The organism is Trichococcus flocculiformis (assembly GCF_963662535.1).
Lineage (GTDB): Bacteria > Bacillota > Bacilli > Lactobacillales > Aerococcaceae > Trichococcus > Trichococcus flocculiformis.
This window is the reverse complement of record NZ_OY759718.1, coordinates 1,562,080-1,579,696: the sequence shown is the minus strand read 5'-3', so window position 1 is coordinate 1,579,696 and position 17,617 is coordinate 1,562,080. Positions and strand designations below refer to the sequence as shown.

16 protein-coding genes are annotated in these 17,617 nt (G+C 45.4%); 1 reads left to right on the top strand and 15 read right to left on the bottom strand.

Annotated features, from left to right (window positions below):
• Positions 1 to 333: 333 nt before the first annotated feature.
• From pnp to uvrB, 3 genes are all read right to left on the bottom strand, one after another.
• Positions 334 to 2,442: a polyribonucleotide nucleotidyltransferase gene (gene pnp, locus ACKPCD_RS07615; protein WP_288927345.1), complete on the bottom strand. Its 2,109-nt coding sequence runs from the start codon at positions 2,440 to 2,442 to the stop codon at positions 334 to 336.
• 223 nt (positions 2,443 to 2,665) lie between these two features.
• The gene (gene rpsO, locus ACKPCD_RS07610; RefSeq protein ID WP_068562194.1) at positions 2,666 to 2,935 is read right to left on the bottom strand and encodes a 30S ribosomal protein S15; all 270 of its coding nucleotides are present in this window, start codon (positions 2,933 to 2,935) and stop codon (positions 2,666 to 2,668) included.
• Positions 2,936 to 3,073: 138 nt separating this feature from the next.
• Positions 3,074 to 5,065, bottom strand: coding sequence for an excinuclease ABC subunit UvrB (gene uvrB / locus ACKPCD_RS07605; RefSeq protein WP_321432865.1), 1,992 nt, complete (start codon positions 5,063 to 5,065; stop codon positions 3,074 to 3,076).
• Positions 5,066 to 5,327: 262 nt separating this feature from the next.
• Between uvrB and rpsT the strand changes: the two genes are divergently transcribed.
• Positions 5,328 to 5,582, top strand: a complete 255-nt coding sequence (gene rpsT / locus ACKPCD_RS07600; RefSeq protein ID WP_068562182.1) for a 30S ribosomal protein S20 — start codon at positions 5,328 to 5,330, stop codon at positions 5,580 to 5,582.
• 85 nt (positions 5,583 to 5,667) lie between these two features.
• On the opposite strand, the gene holA is transcribed toward rpsT, so the two are convergent.
• From holA to typA, 12 genes are all read right to left on the bottom strand, one after another.
• Positions 5,668 to 6,702 (bottom strand): DNA polymerase III subunit delta, encoded by a 1,035-nt coding sequence (gene holA / locus ACKPCD_RS07595; RefSeq protein ID WP_276646500.1) that lies wholly within the window; start codon positions 6,700 to 6,702, stop codon positions 5,668 to 5,670.
• A 23-nt stretch (positions 6,703 to 6,725) separates the two neighbouring features.
• Positions 6,726 to 8,939: a DNA internalization-related competence protein ComEC/Rec2 gene (locus tag ACKPCD_RS07590; RefSeq protein WP_321432864.1), complete on the bottom strand. Its 2,214-nt coding sequence runs from the start codon at positions 8,937 to 8,939 to the stop codon at positions 6,726 to 6,728.
• 122 nt (positions 8,940 to 9,061) lie between these two features.
• A complete protein-coding gene (locus ACKPCD_RS07585; RefSeq protein ID WP_068562184.1) occupies positions 9,062 to 9,568 on the bottom strand; it encodes a ComE operon protein 2 in 507 nt (168 codons plus the stop codon).
• Between the two features lie 63 nt (positions 9,569 to 9,631).
• The gene (locus tag ACKPCD_RS07580) at positions 9,632 to 10,324 is read right to left on the bottom strand and encodes a helix-hairpin-helix domain-containing protein (RefSeq protein ID WP_321432863.1); all 693 of its coding nucleotides are present in this window, start codon (positions 10,322 to 10,324) and stop codon (positions 9,632 to 9,634) included.
• 152 nt (positions 10,325 to 10,476) lie between these two features.
• Entirely contained in the window at positions 10,477 to 10,992 is a 516-nt protein-coding gene (coaD, locus tag ACKPCD_RS07575; RefSeq protein WP_068562185.1) for a pantetheine-phosphate adenylyltransferase, read from the bottom strand.
• Positions 10,993 to 10,996: 4 nt separating this feature from the next.
• Positions 10,997 to 11,563, bottom strand: coding sequence for a 16S rRNA (guanine(966)-N(2))-methyltransferase RsmD (gene rsmD / locus ACKPCD_RS07570; RefSeq protein WP_321432862.1), 567 nt, complete (start codon positions 11,561 to 11,563; stop codon positions 10,997 to 10,999).
• A gap of 42 nt (positions 11,564 to 11,605) precedes the next feature.
• The gene (locus ACKPCD_RS07565; RefSeq protein ID WP_068562187.1) at positions 11,606 to 11,926 is read right to left on the bottom strand and encodes a YlbG family protein; all 321 of its coding nucleotides are present in this window, start codon (positions 11,924 to 11,926) and stop codon (positions 11,606 to 11,608) included.
• A 4-nt stretch (positions 11,927 to 11,930) separates the two neighbouring features.
• Positions 11,931 to 12,374, bottom strand: coding sequence for a YlbF/YmcA family competence regulator (locus tag ACKPCD_RS07560; protein WP_321432861.1), 444 nt, complete (start codon positions 12,372 to 12,374; stop codon positions 11,931 to 11,933).
• A 78-nt stretch (positions 12,375 to 12,452) separates the two neighbouring features.
• Positions 12,453 to 13,496 (bottom strand): CAP-associated domain-containing protein, encoded by a 1,044-nt coding sequence (locus ACKPCD_RS07555; RefSeq protein WP_068562189.1) that lies wholly within the window; start codon positions 13,494 to 13,496, stop codon positions 12,453 to 12,455.
• Between the two features lie 162 nt (positions 13,497 to 13,658).
• On the bottom strand, positions 13,659 to 14,828 hold the full coding sequence (gene ftsW, locus ACKPCD_RS07550) for a putative lipid II flippase FtsW (protein ID WP_068562190.1): 1,170 nt from the start codon (positions 14,826 to 14,828) through the stop codon (positions 13,659 to 13,661).
• An 8-nt stretch (positions 14,829 to 14,836) separates the two neighbouring features.
• Positions 14,837 to 15,136, bottom strand: a complete 300-nt coding sequence (locus ACKPCD_RS07545) for an Fpa/YlaN family protein (protein WP_068562191.1) — start codon at positions 15,134 to 15,136, stop codon at positions 14,837 to 14,839.
• A gap of 424 nt (positions 15,137 to 15,560) precedes the next feature.
• A complete protein-coding gene (gene typA / locus ACKPCD_RS07540; protein ID WP_086941691.1) occupies positions 15,561 to 17,399 on the bottom strand; it encodes a translational GTPase TypA in 1,839 nt (612 codons plus the stop codon).
• Positions 17,400 to 17,617 lie beyond the last annotated feature (218 nt).

Here is a 17,617-nt window from a genome sequence, read left to right as displayed (position 1 = left end):
CGCTTACATTAACGAGGACGATATAGGTAAAAAATATATCTGTTTACTGTTGGCGTAAAAATATGTTTCTCTTTACCTTATAATAACGCTTTTATGAAAAAAATTCATTGATTTAATATTAAAATCTATAATTAATCAATATTACTCTACAAGTCAGGATTATTAGAATAATTGTGGCAAGCTTTTTATCACTTATCTGGCCCAAGTCTACCGCCAACAAAAAACAGGCATTCCCTTTGTGGGGGAGTGCCTGTTTTTCCGCTTCAAAACAGCCTTTAGAAGTTTTTCTTTACAGAAGAGTGTTCTGAACCGTTTCAATTTATAACCAGCAGTTTATTTTTCTTCCTTAGGCAATAACGCTTTACGGGAAAGATTGATTCTGCCTTGTCTGTCGATTTCGATGACCTTGACTTTCACTTTGTCTCCGATGGCTAGGACATCTTCAACTTCTTTGACACGTTCGTTAGCCAATTCAGATATATGGACCATGCCATCTTTGCCTTTTGTGATTCCAACGAATGCACCGAATTTTTCGATACGTTTTACAGTACCCTCGTAGATTTCACCGACCTTGACTTCATGCGTCAACTCTTCGATGATTTGTTTAGCGCGGGCGATCATCGCAGTATCAGCTGAAGCGATGCTCACGTTACCTTCTTGATCGATGTCGATCTTCACGCCGGTTTCTTCGATGATGCTGTTGATTGTATCTCCGCCTTTACCAATGACGACTTTGATCTTATCTGGTTTGATTTGCATCATTTCGATCTTCGGAGCATACTGGGACAGTTCTTCGCGTGGGGCTGCAATCGTGCTGGTCAGCTCAGCAAGGATTTCCATCCGCGCTTTCTTCGCTTGCATCAACGCTTCAGTCAGGATTTGTTCTGTGATCCCCTGGATTTTGATGTCCATCTGCAACGCAGTGATACCTTCGCTTGTTCCGGCAACTTTGAAGTCCATGTCGCCCAAGTGATCTTCAAGTCCTTGGATGTCCGTCAAAACTGTATAGTTTTCGCCTTCCATCACTAAGCCCATCGCGATACCCGCTACCGGTGCTTTGATCGGCACACCCGCATCCATCATTGCCAACGTGCTGGCACAGATGCTTGCTTGTGAAGAGGACCCGTTGGATTCCAATACTTCCGAAACCAAACGGATTGTGTAAGGGAACTCGGCTTCTGTCGGGATAACTTGTTTCAACGCACGTTCACCCAAAGCACCATGGCCGATTTCGCGGCGTCCAGGACTTCCTGCTCTACCAGTGCTGCCGACCGAGAATTGCGGGAAGTTGTAATGGTGGATGAATCGCTTGCTGTCGACCATGCCAAGGCCGTCGATGATCTGATGTTCGCCCAGTGGAGCCAATGTACAAGTAGACAACGCTTGCGTCTGTCCACGCGTGAACAAGCCGGAACCGTGTACGCGCGGTAATAAGCCGACTTCGGAAGCCAATGAACGGATTTCATCGATTTTTCGGCCATCTGGACGGATTTTGTCGACTGTGATCAAACGGCGCACTTCGTCTTTTTCCATGTCTTCCACGATTTGGCGTACTTCTTTGGAGATTTGAGCAAAGTTGGCGTCATCCAGATACTTTTCGTTGAAGAACAAGATTGCTTCAGCTTTCACATCTTCAATAGCGGCTTCACGAGCCAATTTTTCTTCTGTCATGATGGCTGTCGTCATTTTTTCACCGTAAGCAGTGGTCACTTCCGCCACAAGTTCAGGGTTTAAAGTCAAAAGCTTGACGGTCATTTTTTCCTTGCCGACTTCGGCTACGATTTTATCTTGGAAATCGCACAATTCCTGGATTGCTTTGTGGCCGAACATCAATGCCCCAAGCATATCTTCTTCATTAACCATCGCAGCGCTACTCTCAACCATGTTGATGGCAACTCTCGAACCGGCTACGGTCAACTCGATATCGGATGCTTCATTTTGTGGAGCGGTTGGATTCAAAACATATTCGCCATCCACGCGGCCAACATTCACTCCAGCGATCGGTCCGTAGAACGGAATGTCGGAAATCGCCAATGCCAATGAGGAACCGAACATGGCAGCCATTTCCGGTGCGCAATCCTGTTCAACGGACATAACAACGTTTGTGATCTGCACTTCGTTGCGGAACCCTTCAGGGAACATCGGACGAATCGGACGGTCAATCAAACGTGCAGTCAATGTTGCGTTTTCACTTGGACGACCTTCACGCTTGATGAATCCTCCAGGTATTTTACCGACTGCATACATTTTTTCTTCATAGTTCACAGTCAATGGGAAGAAATCGGTATCTTTTGGTTCTCTTGAACCGACAGCAGCCGTCAATACGACAGTATCCCCGTATCTGACCAATACCGCACCATTGGCTTGCTTAGCCAATTGGCCGATTTCGACTTGCAGCAAACGACCTGCCCAGTCCATTTGGAACACTTTTTTTTCTGACATGTTATCATTCTCCTTTTGCGATGCTTCCCATCTACCAACTACTAGACAAATGTCAACCTACCGACGCTTATAAGCTCACATTTGTATAGTAGCGGTCTGTAGAGCGGGAGCCTCATTCCATTATAGCTGATTGCTCAGCATTTTTGCACTCATTGTCCGAAAAATCCCAAAAAATAAGCGAGATTCACAGTGGAATCTCGCTTAATATGTCTTGGCCACGAAATTAACGACGCAAACCTAATCTTTGGATCAGTTCACGGTAGCGTGCAACGTCTTTGTTGCGCAAGTAAGCCAACAAGTTACGACGGTGTCCAACTTTTTTCATCAAACCACGGTAAGAATGGTGGTCTTTTTTATGAACGCGTGCATGCTCGTTCAAGTGGTTGATTTCATACGTAAGAACTGCAATTTGCACTTCAGGGGATCCAGTATCTCCTTCGTGAATAGCGTATTCTTTGATGATTTCATTTTTAAGTTCTTTTGAAATTGCCATTTTTTTCACCTCTTTCATAAAGTTACCTTTAACTGAGTAGAACGTTGGTGAATCGTTTAACCAAGTTGAAGGTCGTATATATAATACAAGGACTATTTTATCGTAATTCCTTACCGATTGCAAGTGAAAATCACTTTTTTATAATCCTTTGTATTCGGCTTTCAGCTCCAACACCATATCACGGATTTCGGCAGCTTTTTCAAAATTGAGGGCTTTTGCCGCTTCCCGCATATCCCGGTCCAGTTGATCGAGTGCTTCGCGGCGTTGTTCCATCGTCATTGCTTGATAGATGCTTAGAATGCTTACGTCACCGTCGCCTTCTTCAGGAGCGTGAGAGATACGGATGCGATCACGCACTTCTTTGATGATTGTTTTTGGCGTGATACCATGCTTAACATTGTAGGCTTCCTGCGTCGCACGGCGCCTGTTGGTTTCGTTAATCGCCCGCTCCATGGAATCTGTTATGCGGTCTGCGTACATGATTACTTTTCCGTTCTCGTTTCTTGCTGCTCGACCAATTGTCTGAACAAGTGAACGTTCACTGCGCAGAAAACCCTCTTTATCGGCATCCAAGATGGCAACGAGCGAAACCTCGGGAACATCCAGCCCTTCTCTTAACAGATTGATACCGATCAACACATCAAATTCTCCCAAACGGAGATTACGGATGATTTCCGCGCGCTCCATCGTTTTGATTTCGCTGTGCAGATAATTTACCTTGATGCCGACTTCCTTCAGATAATCAGTCAAATCTTCGGACATCTTCTTCGTCAAAGTTGTGATGAAGACCCGCTCATTCCGTTCGACGCGCAAATTGATTTCACTGATCAGATCATCGATCTGACCTTTGATTGGCCGCACTTCCACAATCGGATCCAATAAACCGGTGGGACGGATGATCTGTTGGGCAACATATGGGCTTTGTTCATACTCGTATGGGCCAGGGGTCGCTGAAATATAAATGATCTGGTTGACCCGCTCCTCGAATTCCTTCAACGTCAATGGGCGATTGTCCAAAGTACTCGGGAGACGGAAGCCGTACGCCACCAACTGTTCCTTTCGCGAACGGTCACCGTTGTACATGCCGCGAATTTGAGACATCGTGATGTGCGACTCGTCGATGACGGTCAAATAATCATCCGGGAAAAAATCAAGCAACGTATACGGAGGTTCTCCGGGAGCACGCCCGTCCATATGTCTGGAATAATTTTCGATTCCGTTGCAATATCCCATTTCCATCAACATTTCCATGTCGTAGTTGGTGCGTTGCTCCAACCGTTGGGCTTCCAATAGTTTATTTTCAGCGCGCAGCACCTTCAGGCGATCTTTCAATTCTGCCCGAATCATATCGACGGCATGCAAGGTTTTTTCTTCATTCGCCACAAAGTGAGTGGCTGGGAAAACAGGAAAATGGTCGACATCGTTCTTGATTTCTCCGGTCAGCACATCCACTTCTCTGATCCGATCGATTTCATCACCAAAAAATTCGACTCGAATGGCCTCATTGTCGCGGGATGCCAGAAAAATTTCAACAACGTCCCCGCGCACACGGAACGTTCCACGCCGAAAATCGATATCATTGCGTTCAAACTGCATTTCAACCAGCCTGCGCAATAGTTCATTCCGTTCCATCTCCATTCCTTGCCTTAACGATAGCGTATGCTCTTTGTAGTCCAACGGGTTCACCAGACCATAGATGCAGGAAACGGAAGCGACCACAATCACGTCGCGCCTTTCCAACAAGGAACTGGTGGCAGAATGACGAAGTTTATCGATTTCATCGTTTACGCTGGATTCTTTCTCTATATAAGTGTCACTCGAGGGAACATACGCTTCGGGTTGATAATAGTCATAGTAGCTGACAAAATACTCGACGGCGTTATTCGGAAAAAACTCCTTCAATTCGCCATACAGTTGACCTGCCAGCGTTTTATTATGCGCTATGACGAGCGTTGGCTTGTTCACTGCTTGGATGACGTTTGCTACCGAAAAAGTCTTGCCGGTCCCCGTAGCACCCAGCAACGTTTGCGCCCGTCTGCCCAGATTCAACCCATCAACAAGCTCTTTGATGGCTTCCGGCTGATCCCCGCTTGGTTTGTATGGGGAAACTAATTCAAAATGATCTTTCATAATAGCTGATTCACCTCTTCACTCACTGTTACAATTATTTTACCACCCAAACATACTTTCGTACACTCTGGAGTCTTTACCATGGCCTTAGCTGATTCTGACGCAAAAATTACGAAATATGTGTACAGAAATTCCGTGTCGCAAGGAATAAAAGGGAATCTCTTTCATTTTTTATTGCACAACCCCTCAAAATTATGTATAATATGGCATGTTGGCAAAACAGCCTAATAGTTATAGAAATAAGGAAAGAGGGGTGAACCCAATGCCAAATATCGATTCAGCAATCAAACGTGTTCGCACTAGCGAAAAAGCTAACCTAAAAAACAACGCTCAAAAGAGCGCTATGCGTTCAGCTATCAAGAAATTTGAAGCTGCAGTAGCAGAAGGCGCTGAAAATAGCGAAGAATTATTGAAGGCAGCAGTTAAATCTATCGATTCAGCAGCTTCTAAAAACTTAATTCATCAAAACAAAGCGTCTCGCGACATTTCTCGTTTAACTAAAAAATTAGCAAAATAATTTTTTGATTTAAGAGACTTCAAAACGTAAGGCCGAAGACAGACCCGCTTAGCTGGTCCGTCTTCGGTCTTTTTCGTATGATTTTTCACTGCTTGGGCATTGCGTTTGCGTAGCGGATCAGAAATAACTCAAATTGTATTTCCTTCAGCCCTTGCCCTGTCTTCATGTTGTATTCCGTCTCGACCAATCCCTGAAAAGCATCCGCCAGGACTTTTTCGGATAGGTGCCTCACTTGTTGGACAGCAAGTTTCACACGATAAGGATGGACCTTCAATACTTTGGTGATGTCGGTTTGTTGGTACCCATTTTTTGAAAGCAGCTTCACTTGCAGCAACAACCGGAATTGCCCTAAAAGGATAGCATTGACTTTGATAGGTTCTTCTTTTTGGAGCAATAGATCCCGATAGATCTGGATAGCCAGATACGTGTTCTTGTTCAGAACCTGTGTCACCAATTCAAATATATTCTGTTCCAGATTTCGAGGAATCAAGTCGATCACCATTTGTTTGGTGATTTTTTTTTCTTCAGATCCAGAAAGAAATAGCTTGGGCAACTCTCTCATTCCCCGCGACAGTTGATTTTCGATCCGCTCGTAAAACAATTCGAGTGCGTCGCGGTTCATCTGGTAACCTTCATTTTTGATCATGTCCCCTAAAAATTTACGGGCTTCTTTCTCCGCTAATGGAGAAACATCCACAGTGACAGCCTTCTTCGTCAAAAGTTTTGCTATTTTTTTTCTGCTGTCCAATTTCTCGTAAGGCGCAAAAATAGCCAGAACCGTTGAAGGCGCCGGATTCTCCAGATAGCTCTCCAGCCAACCAAGATCATGTTCCAGTCCATTTTTGGATTTTTCGGCCGTCAAAAAGAGCGGATTCTCGATAATGACCAAACGTCTTTCCCCAAAAAAAGGCAGCGACTCCGCATCTTCAAGAGCCCGATCCAACAACGTCCCATCCATATTGAATATGCCGACATTCAAATCCTTGTCGGCTTCGTCAACCACCGTACGCAGCAACAGCTGCTTCGCTTCTTCTATAAAAAAATCTTCTTTGCCCAAAAATAAATAGACCGGCTGAAGCTGACCTTTTTTTATTTTGGACATCTCCGTTGTATAATTCACGTTTGGACCACCATTCATCATTTTTATTTTTTGTTCTCCAAAATGGTTCGCCATTCTGTTTCTTCTGACCCATACAAAAAGTGGATAGCGCCCTGTCGATCCGTACGAAATATAGGGATATTCCGCAATTCCAGACGTTCCAGTATTTGCGCATCCGGATGTCCATACCGGTTCTGTTTTCCAGCCGATATCAAGGCCAATTCAGGTTGGACATGATCCAAGAAACCTTCCGAACTGGATGTTGCGCTACCGTGATGACCTATTTTCAGGACATCGGTCTTCAGATCAGGATAAGTCCGCATCAGCACCTCTTCACCTTCTTCTCCGAGATCGCCTGTGAACAACCAATCCAAACCGCCTATGCTGGTTTGGATGACCAATGAATCCTCATTTCCGCCTTCACCCGGCGCTAAAGGTGCCAGGATGTGAAAAACAAAATCGGCATCAATCTCTAGATCGACCTTGCCCAATAAAGGGAAGAGACCCACTTGATGCTGGCTTTGCAGTTCAAGGAGCACTGCGGCGAAAGCCGCATTCCCCTCCGCTCCTTTAGGGAAATAAACCGCATCGATCGGCAACCCTACGGCTAGTTCCCGCAACGAACCGACATGATCCTGATCGGCATGCGTCAGAAAGACCCTGTCCAATTTTTTCACGCCTTCCGCTTTTATGATCGACACAAGCTTTTCGCCGGCGGTGGTCGCTGTTTCTCGGACTTGCCAGGTTTCTTTTTCAAAAGTCAGCATGCCACCCGTATCTATAAGCACAGCCCGACGATGAAAAGGCGTTATGATCAAAATGGCATCCCCCTGCCCCACATCAAGCATGACGACTTTTCCGGAAGGATCAAGCTGATGGGCGAAAAAAAACAAACCGACCGCCGCCATCAGGAAACCGAGCACCCGGATATCCCTTTGTTTCTTTTCAACGCTCAGCAAGAGCAGAATCAAAGCGATCCAGACCAGCGCAAAATAAACAGCGGGTGGTCTTCCAGTAACCAATGACGCGAAATCCAAATCCGCGGCTGCTCCAGCGAAGTTTTCCAGCAAGGTGAGCAAGCTATCGGACACGGTGCAAAGCAATCCCAGCAACGGAGTTCCCGGAAAAAAAAGCACGACAAAGAACAACAACCAAAACAGCGGAAAAAGCAACCAAGAAAAAAAGAACGAAAAGATCACATTCACAAAAATCCCGAGCCACGAAACCTCAAAAAAATGATAGGCGACGACCGGAAAGGACGCCAATGTCATCAGTGCCGTCAAACAGACGTCCTTCAATAGCCCGTTCATTTCCCATTCCGAGCTGACCGGAGCCACGAAATACAATACTCCGGCCAAAAGATAGCTCAATTGAAAACTTGCCGAATAAATCAGCAGCGGATTGTATAAAACAACAATCATCACCGTAAGCGCAAAGGCATCCTTCGCTTCAATCCGATGCCCAGTGATTTTCCCCATCAAAAGAATAAAATGCGTGAAGATAGCCCGGAAGACACCGATTCCCCATCCGGTCAATACGCCATAAGCGATCAGAAACACAACCAGCAGCTTATTTGTAGTCTCGTGGCTGACTTTCATCCGCAGCAGGATAAAGCGCGCCTGGGTCAACAAGAGTTGGATATGCATACCGGAGATGGAAAAAAGATGCAATAAACCGATCCCGCGATAGGCATCCAAAGTGTCCCCCGCAATAGCATGCGACTGATTGAATAACATGGTTTGGATGTAGTCGGTCGTCTGGACAGCAGGCAACTTTTCCAACATCAAGATGATGGATCTCCTGATGCTGCTTGGCCAGGCCCGGAAAGAACGATCCTCGCTCCGGAACTGCATCGCTTCGACCGTGACGACCCAATGGATGCTTTTCGCATTCAGATAATCCTCAAAATCAAATTGGTGCAGATTCCGTTCAGCTTCCGGCTCCTCCAGCCGGACTGTGGCAACGACCTGCTGGGGAAATCGCTGTTGTTCCCAATTGAACTTCTCCTCTTGCGTTTCGATCGTGTAATAGAAATAAACGGTTTCTTCCTTGTCTTCCGATTGCAACAAGGCTTCCCCTGTCAACAAATCGCCGTTGATCCGCATATCGTTCGGGTCCAACTGGAGCGCAGCCGTTCTGATTCTCTCCGCTTCCGCATAAGTGAACTCAGATGCATTTGACCAGTAATGGAGCAACAAGCTTGCAAGTGTTGCGATCACAACCGCGCCAGCAATAATATTCAGACTCTTTTCTTGCATTAAAATGAGTCGAACAAACATAACGATTAGCAGTAACCAGGCAAAATAATTATTTTTGTTGAACCCAATAATAGTTATCGGGAAGACGAGCAAGGCAGGCAAAAGCAGATAGCCTTTAATGGTCAGTCATGATGACCGCAACAAGCAGCAGAGTCATCATCTTGTTGATCTTTTCGTTTCAGTAATTGATAAAAATAATCCGGATCGAGGGGGACTTGTTCATAAGGAATATCCATTGCATCCAAAAGATGAATGGCATAGGAGTCATTGTGATAGTCTTCCAAATAGTAGATTTTCTTGATCCCAGCCTGCAAAATCATCTTCGTGCATTGTAGACAAGGAAAATGCGTCACATATATTTCCGCATCCTCTGTCTGGGCGCCGAATTTGGCGCACTGGAGGATTGCATTCATTTCCGCGTGGATAGTGCGGACACAATGCCCATTCACGACATAGCAGCCCTCATCGATACAGTGCACATCGCCGGAAACACTCCCGTTGTATCCTCCGGCTATGATGCGCTTGTCCCTGACGATTGTGGCTCCGACCTCCAAGCGTTTACATGTGCTCCGCAGCGAGAGCAATACGCTTTGTGCCATAAAATATTGATTCCAAGGAATTCTTTCCATGCAGTAGTTACCTCCATCCATATATAAAATTAAGTATACAAGAGCTTCTCTCTTGATTCAATTTTATTTTGCGCCGACCGTGATTAGATCTTTTAACCCCTCGAAGGTTTTTTCACCAATTCCTGAAACTTCCATTATATCCTCGATCGTCTGGAAAGAGCCGTTCTCTTCACGGTACGCGATGATGAGCGCGGCTTTTTTTTCACCAATGCCATTCAATGTTTGCAGCAATACCGCATCCGCCGTATTGATGTCCACTTTCTCGGTTCCAGCCACCCCATTTCCGCTCTCTTGTTCGGCCAGCGGATTTTCCGCCACCGTAATCGGCCGATCCGCTTCTTCCCCGACAGCAGGAATATAGATGACCATCTGATCCGCAACACGCTGTGATAGATTCACTGTGTCGGCATCAGCGGTTTCACTCAAGCCACCCGCCAAATCAATGATGTCAATGACGCGCATGTCGGTCTCAGCCCGGTATACACCCGGATTTGTTACGGCCCCTTTGATGTCGACGATGATGATTTCCTGGACCGACTCCGACTCTTCCGGCTGTTCTGGCGACTGATTAGACTCAGCAGCGTTTGCCGCCAGGTAGGTTTCATCCAACTGCAGCTCCCCAGTGTCGGTTTCTGCCGTGCTTCCGTATATCAATCTGCCCAAGCCAAAGAGACATAGGGCGATAAACATAAACAAAACGGCAAACCGGATCACTTCCTGTTTATGGCAAGCAAGCCATTCCCGAATAGCATCCAAACTATCCCTCCTTTCGCATCCATTGACAACATACGCGAAAAGACGCAGAAACATTCAGCCGTCCGAAAAAATGATCCATCTGCTCACCAAAACAAAAAAGGTTGGGAAAAGAACCCAACGGCTCCGCTCCTAACCTTATGTAAATGCTCGATTCACTCCGATATTTTTTTACCCTTGAACGCGCTGTCCTGGAATTTCTGAAGGATAGCGGCGTTTATGTTGGCCGGCACCAAGGTGGATACATCCCCGCCGAACATCGCGACTTCCTTGATCAGGCTGGAACTGAGGTAGCGATAGTTTTCCGAAGACAACAGGATCACCGTCTCCAGATCCGGGGCCTGCAGCTTGTTCATCGAGGCGATGCTGTGTTCATACTCGAAGTCCTTTACGTTTCGCACCCCTCGCAAAAGTGCGCAGGCACCGACATCCCTTGCCATTTCAATGGTAAGCCCCCCGGTATGGCGGACGACGCGGACCTGCGGAAAGTCACGCAAAGCTTCTGCGACCAACCGGATTCTTTCCTCACCGTCAAATAAAGACTGCTTGGATGTGTTGGTCGATACTGCAACAACGATTTCGTCGAAAACAATCGCTGCACGCGAAATCGTATCGATGTGCCCGTTCGTCAAAGGGTCAAAACTCCCCGCAAATAGCGCTGTTTTTTTCATGGGATCACCCTTCCTGATTGTAGTCGAACATTTCGATAGCGATGGTCCCATAAACCGCACGCTTCCATTTTCCGTACGGGCCGATCTGTTCAGGCAACGTATTTTCTTTTGCCATTTCACAGACAAATACGGTCTCTTCATTGACCAATTGCAGGGCGATCATTTCAGTGATGTCAGCAACTGTCTTTTCATCAGCATACGGCGGATCAAGAAAGACCAGCGCAAATTGTATATTCGGATTTTCCACCGCGAAGACACGCAGATTTTTCCGCGCATCACCTGCATAAATAGTGAATTTCTCCGCTTCTTTCGTGATTGCGATATTTTCCTTGATCGTATCAATTGCTTTTCGGTTCTTTTCGAACAACACCGCTCGATCGATCCCGCGGGATACTGCTTCGATCGATAAACCCCCGCTGCCCGCGAACATGTCCAAGCTGACTCCGCCTTCAAAAAACGGACCGATGATGTTGAACAAGGACTCTTTGACCTTATCCGTTGTTGGCCGCGTATTGCTGCCAGGAACGCTTTTTAATCTGCGTCCTTTATATTCTCCTGCGATAACCCGCATCTGCACTCACCCACAAAAAGTATTTTTTATTTCCGATCACCACTAAAAAGAATAAGTCTTTGTTTCAAAAGCCGACTCGTGGTATTCCACTTCAGGATTATTACGATCTTTCCTGTCAGGAAGAGCATTCTTCAGGGTCATGTCGATCTCAGGACGATGCGACACTTCCACTTTCCGGACAAAATGCAGACTGTTCAATTTTTCGGCCGTGGTTTGCGCCTCTTCTTGGTCGACATACAACAGGACATACTTCATTCTGTTGGAAACATAATGGATATAACCGTATCTCTTTAAATTTTTGATTTGTCTCAAGGTATAGACCCAGACGACGATGCCTTGCCTTTTGGTCACTTCTAAGCTCATATGTTTACCCCCTACTGGAAATATGTATCTGGCAAGCTGCAGGCATGTTAGAATCCCCTGATTGAAAAAATGGGTCTCCTGCAGAAACCAATATATCTGGTGAAACGGCATGCGCCAACCGCTCGGAAACTTTATCCAAAAGCAATTGCAATTCGCGTTCCGCTGTCCGAAAGCGATAGACTGATTCATCTAAGTCCATGATTCGTTTGGCTTGGTAAACGCGCTGTTTTATTTCAGCATAATCCGGCGCAAAATCAGGATAGGCCTCTACCCTCTCGTATGCTTCTTTCGCTTCATTGAATGCCTTAATCTTGGCGTTAGCCGCTTTATTTTGTGAAAGAAGTCGCCTTGCTTCCTTATAAGATGCCATAGTTTCTCCGCTGCAGATTGTTTCCACCAGCTGGAGTGTTTGGTCTTCCAACGCGAAGTATTCTTCATTGATTATCATCTGATTCTCCTGCCTCGTGTATGTTGATGACGTCTACTTTGTAGTATAGCTCGAAAATGCGGCTGACTCAACCGTTATTTAGGGTCCGATAGGCTGTTCGCTCAATAGGATCAACTGATAGTGCTCATTGCTTGTGACAGCGTAACGAGTCAGATAGTCGTCGAAAATCACATTATCCACTTGTAGAGCCTTCAGAAAAAGCGCGGGAACACTGTAACAGTCATCATCAAAAACAAAGGCCGTTCGTCTATCCGGGACAACATCTACTAACTTTCTTTCGATGCGTTGATCCGATAAAGTGAAGGCTGCCGTAAAATCATTGATGTCTGTTTCACTCGGCATAAGCTCGTTTGCAGCGATAATCAACTCTTCGGATTCCTCGAACATCGTCAGCCCCCTGCGCTCCCGCAATATGCCCAATATACTTTTGATTTGAAGGATATTTTCCAAATCCGCAGCCATGTTTCGCTCCCAGTCATCATGCTCGACTTCGTATGCCTTTTCCGAAACGACAGAATAATATTCCAAATCCAACAATGCCTCATTCGAAAGGAAATACATCCCATAAACTGTCTTCGTCACATCATCAAACAGCAAAATAACAAAGCTGTCGTTCTCGAACTGAATCAACGGCGTACTTTCTTTTTGTTGCTTCGATAGAGCTAATTCATAAGGCGTATCACCGACAGTAAGATGAAAATCTCTTGCCAGATAACCCTCATCGAGTACATTATCCTGGGTCATACCGATTGTGTACATACCCGTTTCGATTTTGCTTCCCAAAATATACAGGGAGCGGATGACATCCTCCTTGACACCAATCTGGATATAGTCCGCAGCATTTGTCCCGAATACCCACCATTCACTGTCATCATAGGCTCTTCCAATGCGATTCGGCTGCCCGTGCTTCGCTGTGTAGGCTGTAATAGATTGACCGATGTAGGATTCATAGCCGGTAACCGGCAAAGGATACCCTTCATTTTCATCAATGGCCGTTTGCTCGTTCCTCGCGATGCTTGAAGTTGGCGCAATACGTTCATCATTGTCCAAATAAAGAGGGAGTGCATAAGCTATGAATATAAATACAATGAACAATGACACTACTTTGATGGAAAATTTCACGCCTACCCCTCCTTGTGAATTCTGATTGTTGAATATGGTAAAGAATACCATGGTACCTACTATTATACTCTATTTTCGTCAGATACAAAAAGCATTCCGGACGTTTATCCACCGGAGCAACCACTCAAATAAAAAGAGCCGAAAATCGGCTCTTTTTATTGTTTATTTTGGTTGTTTGGAAATCTGATCATTGATGTACATATTGTTGACCAGTCCAATCGAAACGGCCGATACCAACAAGCTGGATCCGCCATAACTGACGAACGGAAAAGTGACTCCAGTCAACGGCATCAAGCCGGTCGCACCTCCGACATTGATGACTCCCTGTATCAGGAACATCGTACCGATCCCGGTACAGACCAGTTGGGCAAAAGGATCTTTGATTTTGATCGCATTCTTAAAAATGCGATAGACCATATAGAAAAACAGCACCAAAACGAACGCCACTCCCACCAAGCCTAGCTCTTCCCCTACAATGGACAAGATGAAATCGGTGTGTGGTTCCGGCAGATAGCCCGATTTCTGGATGCTTTCACCGATGCCTACACCGAAAAGGCCGCCCCTACTCAAAGCGTAGTAAGAATTCACTACTTGATAACCGGAATCCTGTATGTCGGCAAAAGGATCGATGAATGATGTGATCCTTTCTATCTGATAGGAATGGAAGAAAGGGATGCTGCTTCCGAATGTCCTCACCACGACGATGATCAGTCCGTATATCGCTCCGATAGCCCCGAAAGTCATAATGCCATATTTGACTTTGATGCCGCAGTGGAGGAACATGACCAGACAGATAAAGGCGATGATGGCAGCACCCCCAAGATCGGGCTGCAGGAACACCATCATCACTGCTGCCGCCGTTATCAGGAGCGGTTTCTTCATCGTATCGTAAAAAACAGCATTGATGCGGGATTGGTGTTTGGAAATGAACCAGGACAGATAAAGAATCAGATTCAATTTCATGAATTCCGCAGGTTGGAACCCGATTGTCCCGAAGTAAATCCAGCCGCGCGCGCCTTTTGTTGCGGTACCCGGCCATAAAAGCAAGTAAGCCAATATGGCGAAAAGAACTCTCAAACCATAACGCAAAGTTTTCTCATTTTTGAATATTCGTTTGGACAGAAAGGAAGCAATCAGCGCACCCAGCAAACCCAATGAAGCAAAAATGATTTGCTTATAAAAAAAATATTCCGAATTGTTGTAATCAGTCATGGCTCGATAACTGCTGGAACTGTAAACCATCAGAATCCCGAAACCCGACAGGATGATGTACGGAATCAGCAGGCGCCAATCCATACAGGAGAATTTTTTCTTGATTGCATTTTTAATCATATGGACAACTAAACCCCTTTGTCGGCGGAATCATTTTTCGATTGATCAAAATAATTCGTGTACATGGCGTTCAAGGAAGCCTCCAAGTCACTCAATATCTTGTGTCCATCTTCCTTCGAGATGATCTCCAATTTTACGGCGTAATCAACTTCACGTGAGAATCCGTACATTTGCGTATCCACCACATCCTCAAAGGCCGGACAGTTCGCAAAACAAAGGTGTTCTTTTTGGCTATTGATTAATTTGTAGATCTTTTCAGCGTCTTGCATCAAGATTTCCAAAGCAGTTGTTTTATTGATGCTATCCATTTTAATTCCTCCCATCAAAAGTTAATGCATTCTATCATGAACTCCCCCGCAGCTCTTGCGGTCGATACAAAAAACATATGGTCATTCAAGTATATTATACCAAACAAATAGGCTGTCGCCTACAACCAGTCGCTTCTGGCTGATCAAAGAGAAAAAGGTCCGTGGCAACCATTGCCACGAACACTTTTTTCAGCATATAGGAATTTATAAATTTTTTCAACTCAGAAGTGCATCACCGTAGGTGTTTCACAAGATTGCAACATGTTTCATGCATCTAAAATGATGTCCAGCTTCACGGGTTAGCCCTTCGGAAATTAGATAAATCTGTCCTATTGCGCTCTTCGATGCTCAGTAGGACAGATTTCCTAAATTTCTTTCAGGGCTGAACGAACCCGTTCAGCTTTTCTTAGAAATTGTTATAGGTTTATTCTGCTTTTTTCTTGCGTTTAGCAGCTTTTTCACGCTCATTTTTATCCAGAATTTGTTTACGCAGTCGCACACTTTCAGGTGTTACTTCGCAATACTCATCTTCTCCCATGAACTCAAGCGATTCTTCAAGCGTCAATGTACGCGGACGTTTGATTACGTTAGTAGAATCTTTATTTGCGGAACGGATATTCGTCATTTGCTTCGCTCTTGTGATATTTACAGCGATATCGTTATCACGAGCGTTTTCGCCGACAATCATACCTTCGTAAATATCCACACCAGGCTCGATGAAGATCGTTCCGCGATCCTCAACGCCCATGATGCCGTAGGTTGTTGTTTTGCCTGTTTCAGTAGAAACAAGTGCGCCTTTGCTGCGTCCGCCGATTTTTCCTGGCAACTCTGGCAAATACGCTTCGAACGTATGCGCCATGATACCATATCCGCGAGTGATGGATAAGAATTCAGTAGAGTAACCGATCAATCCACGTGACGGAACAAGGAAGATGATACGGACTTGGCCGTTGCCGCTGTTTTGCATATCCTGCATTTCAGCTTTGCGTTGGCTGATTGTTTCGATTACGGAACCCATGTATTCTTCAGGTGTGTCGATCTGAACACGTTCAAACGGCTCGCATCTTACGCCATCAACTTCTCTGATGATAACTTCTGGACGGGATACTTGTAATTCGTAGCCTTCACGACGCATGTTTTCGATCAGGATGGACAAATGCAATTCGCCACGTCCGGAAACGATCCAAGCATCAGGAGAGTCGGTAGGATCAACACGCAATGATACGTCAGTGTGCAATTGTTTCATCAAACGCTCTTCGATTTTACGGGAAGTGACCCATTTACCTTCACGGCCTGCGAAAGGAGAGTTGTTTGTAAGGAAAGTCATTTGCAATGTAGGCTCGTCGATGTGCAGAACCGGCAAAGCTTCACGATGATCAACAGGAGTCACTGTTTCACCAACGAAGATATCTTCCATACCGGAAATGGCAATCAAATCGCCCGCTTTTGCTTCTTCGATTTCGATGCGGTCCAAACCAAAGTAGCCGAACAGTTTTGATACACGGAAGTTCTTGAATGTGCCGTCCAATTTAAGTAAGGATACCTGGTCCCCAACTTTGATTGTGCCACGGAATACGCGTCCGATACCGATACGGCCAACAAAGTCACTGTAGTCAAGTAAAGCTACTTGGAATTGTAATGGTTCAGCAGAGTTGTCGATTGGAGCCGGGATGTGTTCGATGATAGCATCAAAAACGTTATCCATTGTGTCTTCTTGTTCAGTTGGATCATCTGACATGCTTGAAGTACCATGCATTGCAGAGGCATAGACAACCGGGAATTCCAATTGTTCGTCATCAGCGCCCAATTCGATGAATAATTCCAGGACTTCATCCACAACTTCAGCCGGTCTGGCAGTCGGTTTGTCGATTTTGTTTACTACGACGATAGGGATCAGTTTTTGCTCCAAAGCTTTTTTCAATACGAAACGCGTTTGCGGCATCGTACCTTCGTAAGCATCGACAACAAGCACTACACCATCAACCATACGCATGATACGTTCTACTTCTCCACCGAAGTCCGCGTGGCCTGGTGTATCCATGATGTTGATGCGCGTGCCTTTGTATTGTACGGCTGTATTTTTCGCCAAGATTGTGATTCCGCGTTCTTTTTCAAGATCGTTGGAGTCCATTGCGCGTTCCATAAGCTCGGTTCTAGCATTCAATGTATCCGATTGTTTCAACAATTCATCTACTAATGTTGTTTTACCATGGTCAACGTGGGCGATGATTGCAACATTACGAATATCTTTTCTAAATTCCATTTGTTGTTTTCCTCCAAAATTTTACTTGTTTTTCACTGCTGTTTGATATGCCAACTGCTACTGCCATTATATAGTCGATCACAATTCTGAATTTGAACTTCCCATCAGCTTTCATTTGCGGAATAGGTGAAAACCCGCTGAAAACTCATGAAGACAACTATCAACTTGTCCAGTCTATCACCTCCAGAACCATTTGGAAAGAAAAAAGTTCAATGTAA

What these genes read in the sequence shown, in the direction of transcription:
- pnp (WP_288927345.1), bottom strand. Translation starts at nt 2,442, where the DNA reads ATGTCAGAAAAAAAAGTGTTCCAAATGGACTGGGCAGGTCGTTTGCTG.
- rpsO (WP_068562194.1), bottom strand. Translation starts at nt 2,935, where the DNA reads ATGGCAATTTCAAAAGAACTTAAAAATGAAATCATCAAAGAATACGCT.
- uvrB (WP_321432865.1), bottom strand. Translation starts at nt 5,065, where the DNA reads ATGAAAGATCATTTTGAATTAGTTTCCCCATACAAACCAAGCGGGGAT.
- rpsT (WP_068562182.1), top strand. Translation starts at nt 5,328, where the DNA reads ATGCCAAATATCGATTCAGCAATCAAACGTGTTCGCACTAGCGAAAAA.
- ACKPCD_RS07590 (WP_321432864.1), bottom strand. Translation starts at nt 8,939, where the DNA reads ATGCAAGAAAAGAGTCTGAATATTATTGCTGGCGCGGTTGTGATCGCA.
- ACKPCD_RS07585 (WP_068562184.1), bottom strand. Translation starts at nt 9,568, where the DNA reads ATGGAAAGAATTCCTTGGAATCAATATTTTATGGCACAAAGCGTATTG.
- coaD (WP_068562185.1), bottom strand. Translation starts at nt 10,992, where the DNA reads ATGAAAAAAACAGCGCTATTTGCGGGGAGTTTTGACCCTTTGACGAAC.
- rsmD (WP_321432862.1), bottom strand. Translation starts at nt 11,563, where the DNA reads ATGCGGGTTATCGCAGGAGAATATAAAGGACGCAGATTAAAAAGCGTT.
- ACKPCD_RS07565 (WP_068562187.1), bottom strand. Translation starts at nt 11,926, where the DNA reads ATGAGCTTAGAAGTGACCAAAAGGCAAGGCATCGTCGTCTGGGTCTAT.
- ACKPCD_RS07560 (WP_321432861.1), bottom strand. Translation starts at nt 12,374, where the DNA reads ATGATAATCAATGAAGAATACTTCGCGTTGGAAGACCAAACACTCCAG.
- ftsW (WP_068562190.1), bottom strand. Translation starts at nt 14,828, where the DNA reads ATGATTAAAAATGCAATCAAGAAAAAATTCTCCTGTATGGATTGGCGC.
- ACKPCD_RS07545 (WP_068562191.1), bottom strand. Translation starts at nt 15,136, where the DNA reads ATGGATAGCATCAATAAAACAACTGCTTTGGAAATCTTGATGCAAGAC.
- typA (WP_086941691.1), bottom strand. Translation starts at nt 17,399, where the DNA reads ATGGAATTTAGAAAAGATATTCGTAATGTTGCAATCATCGCCCACGTT.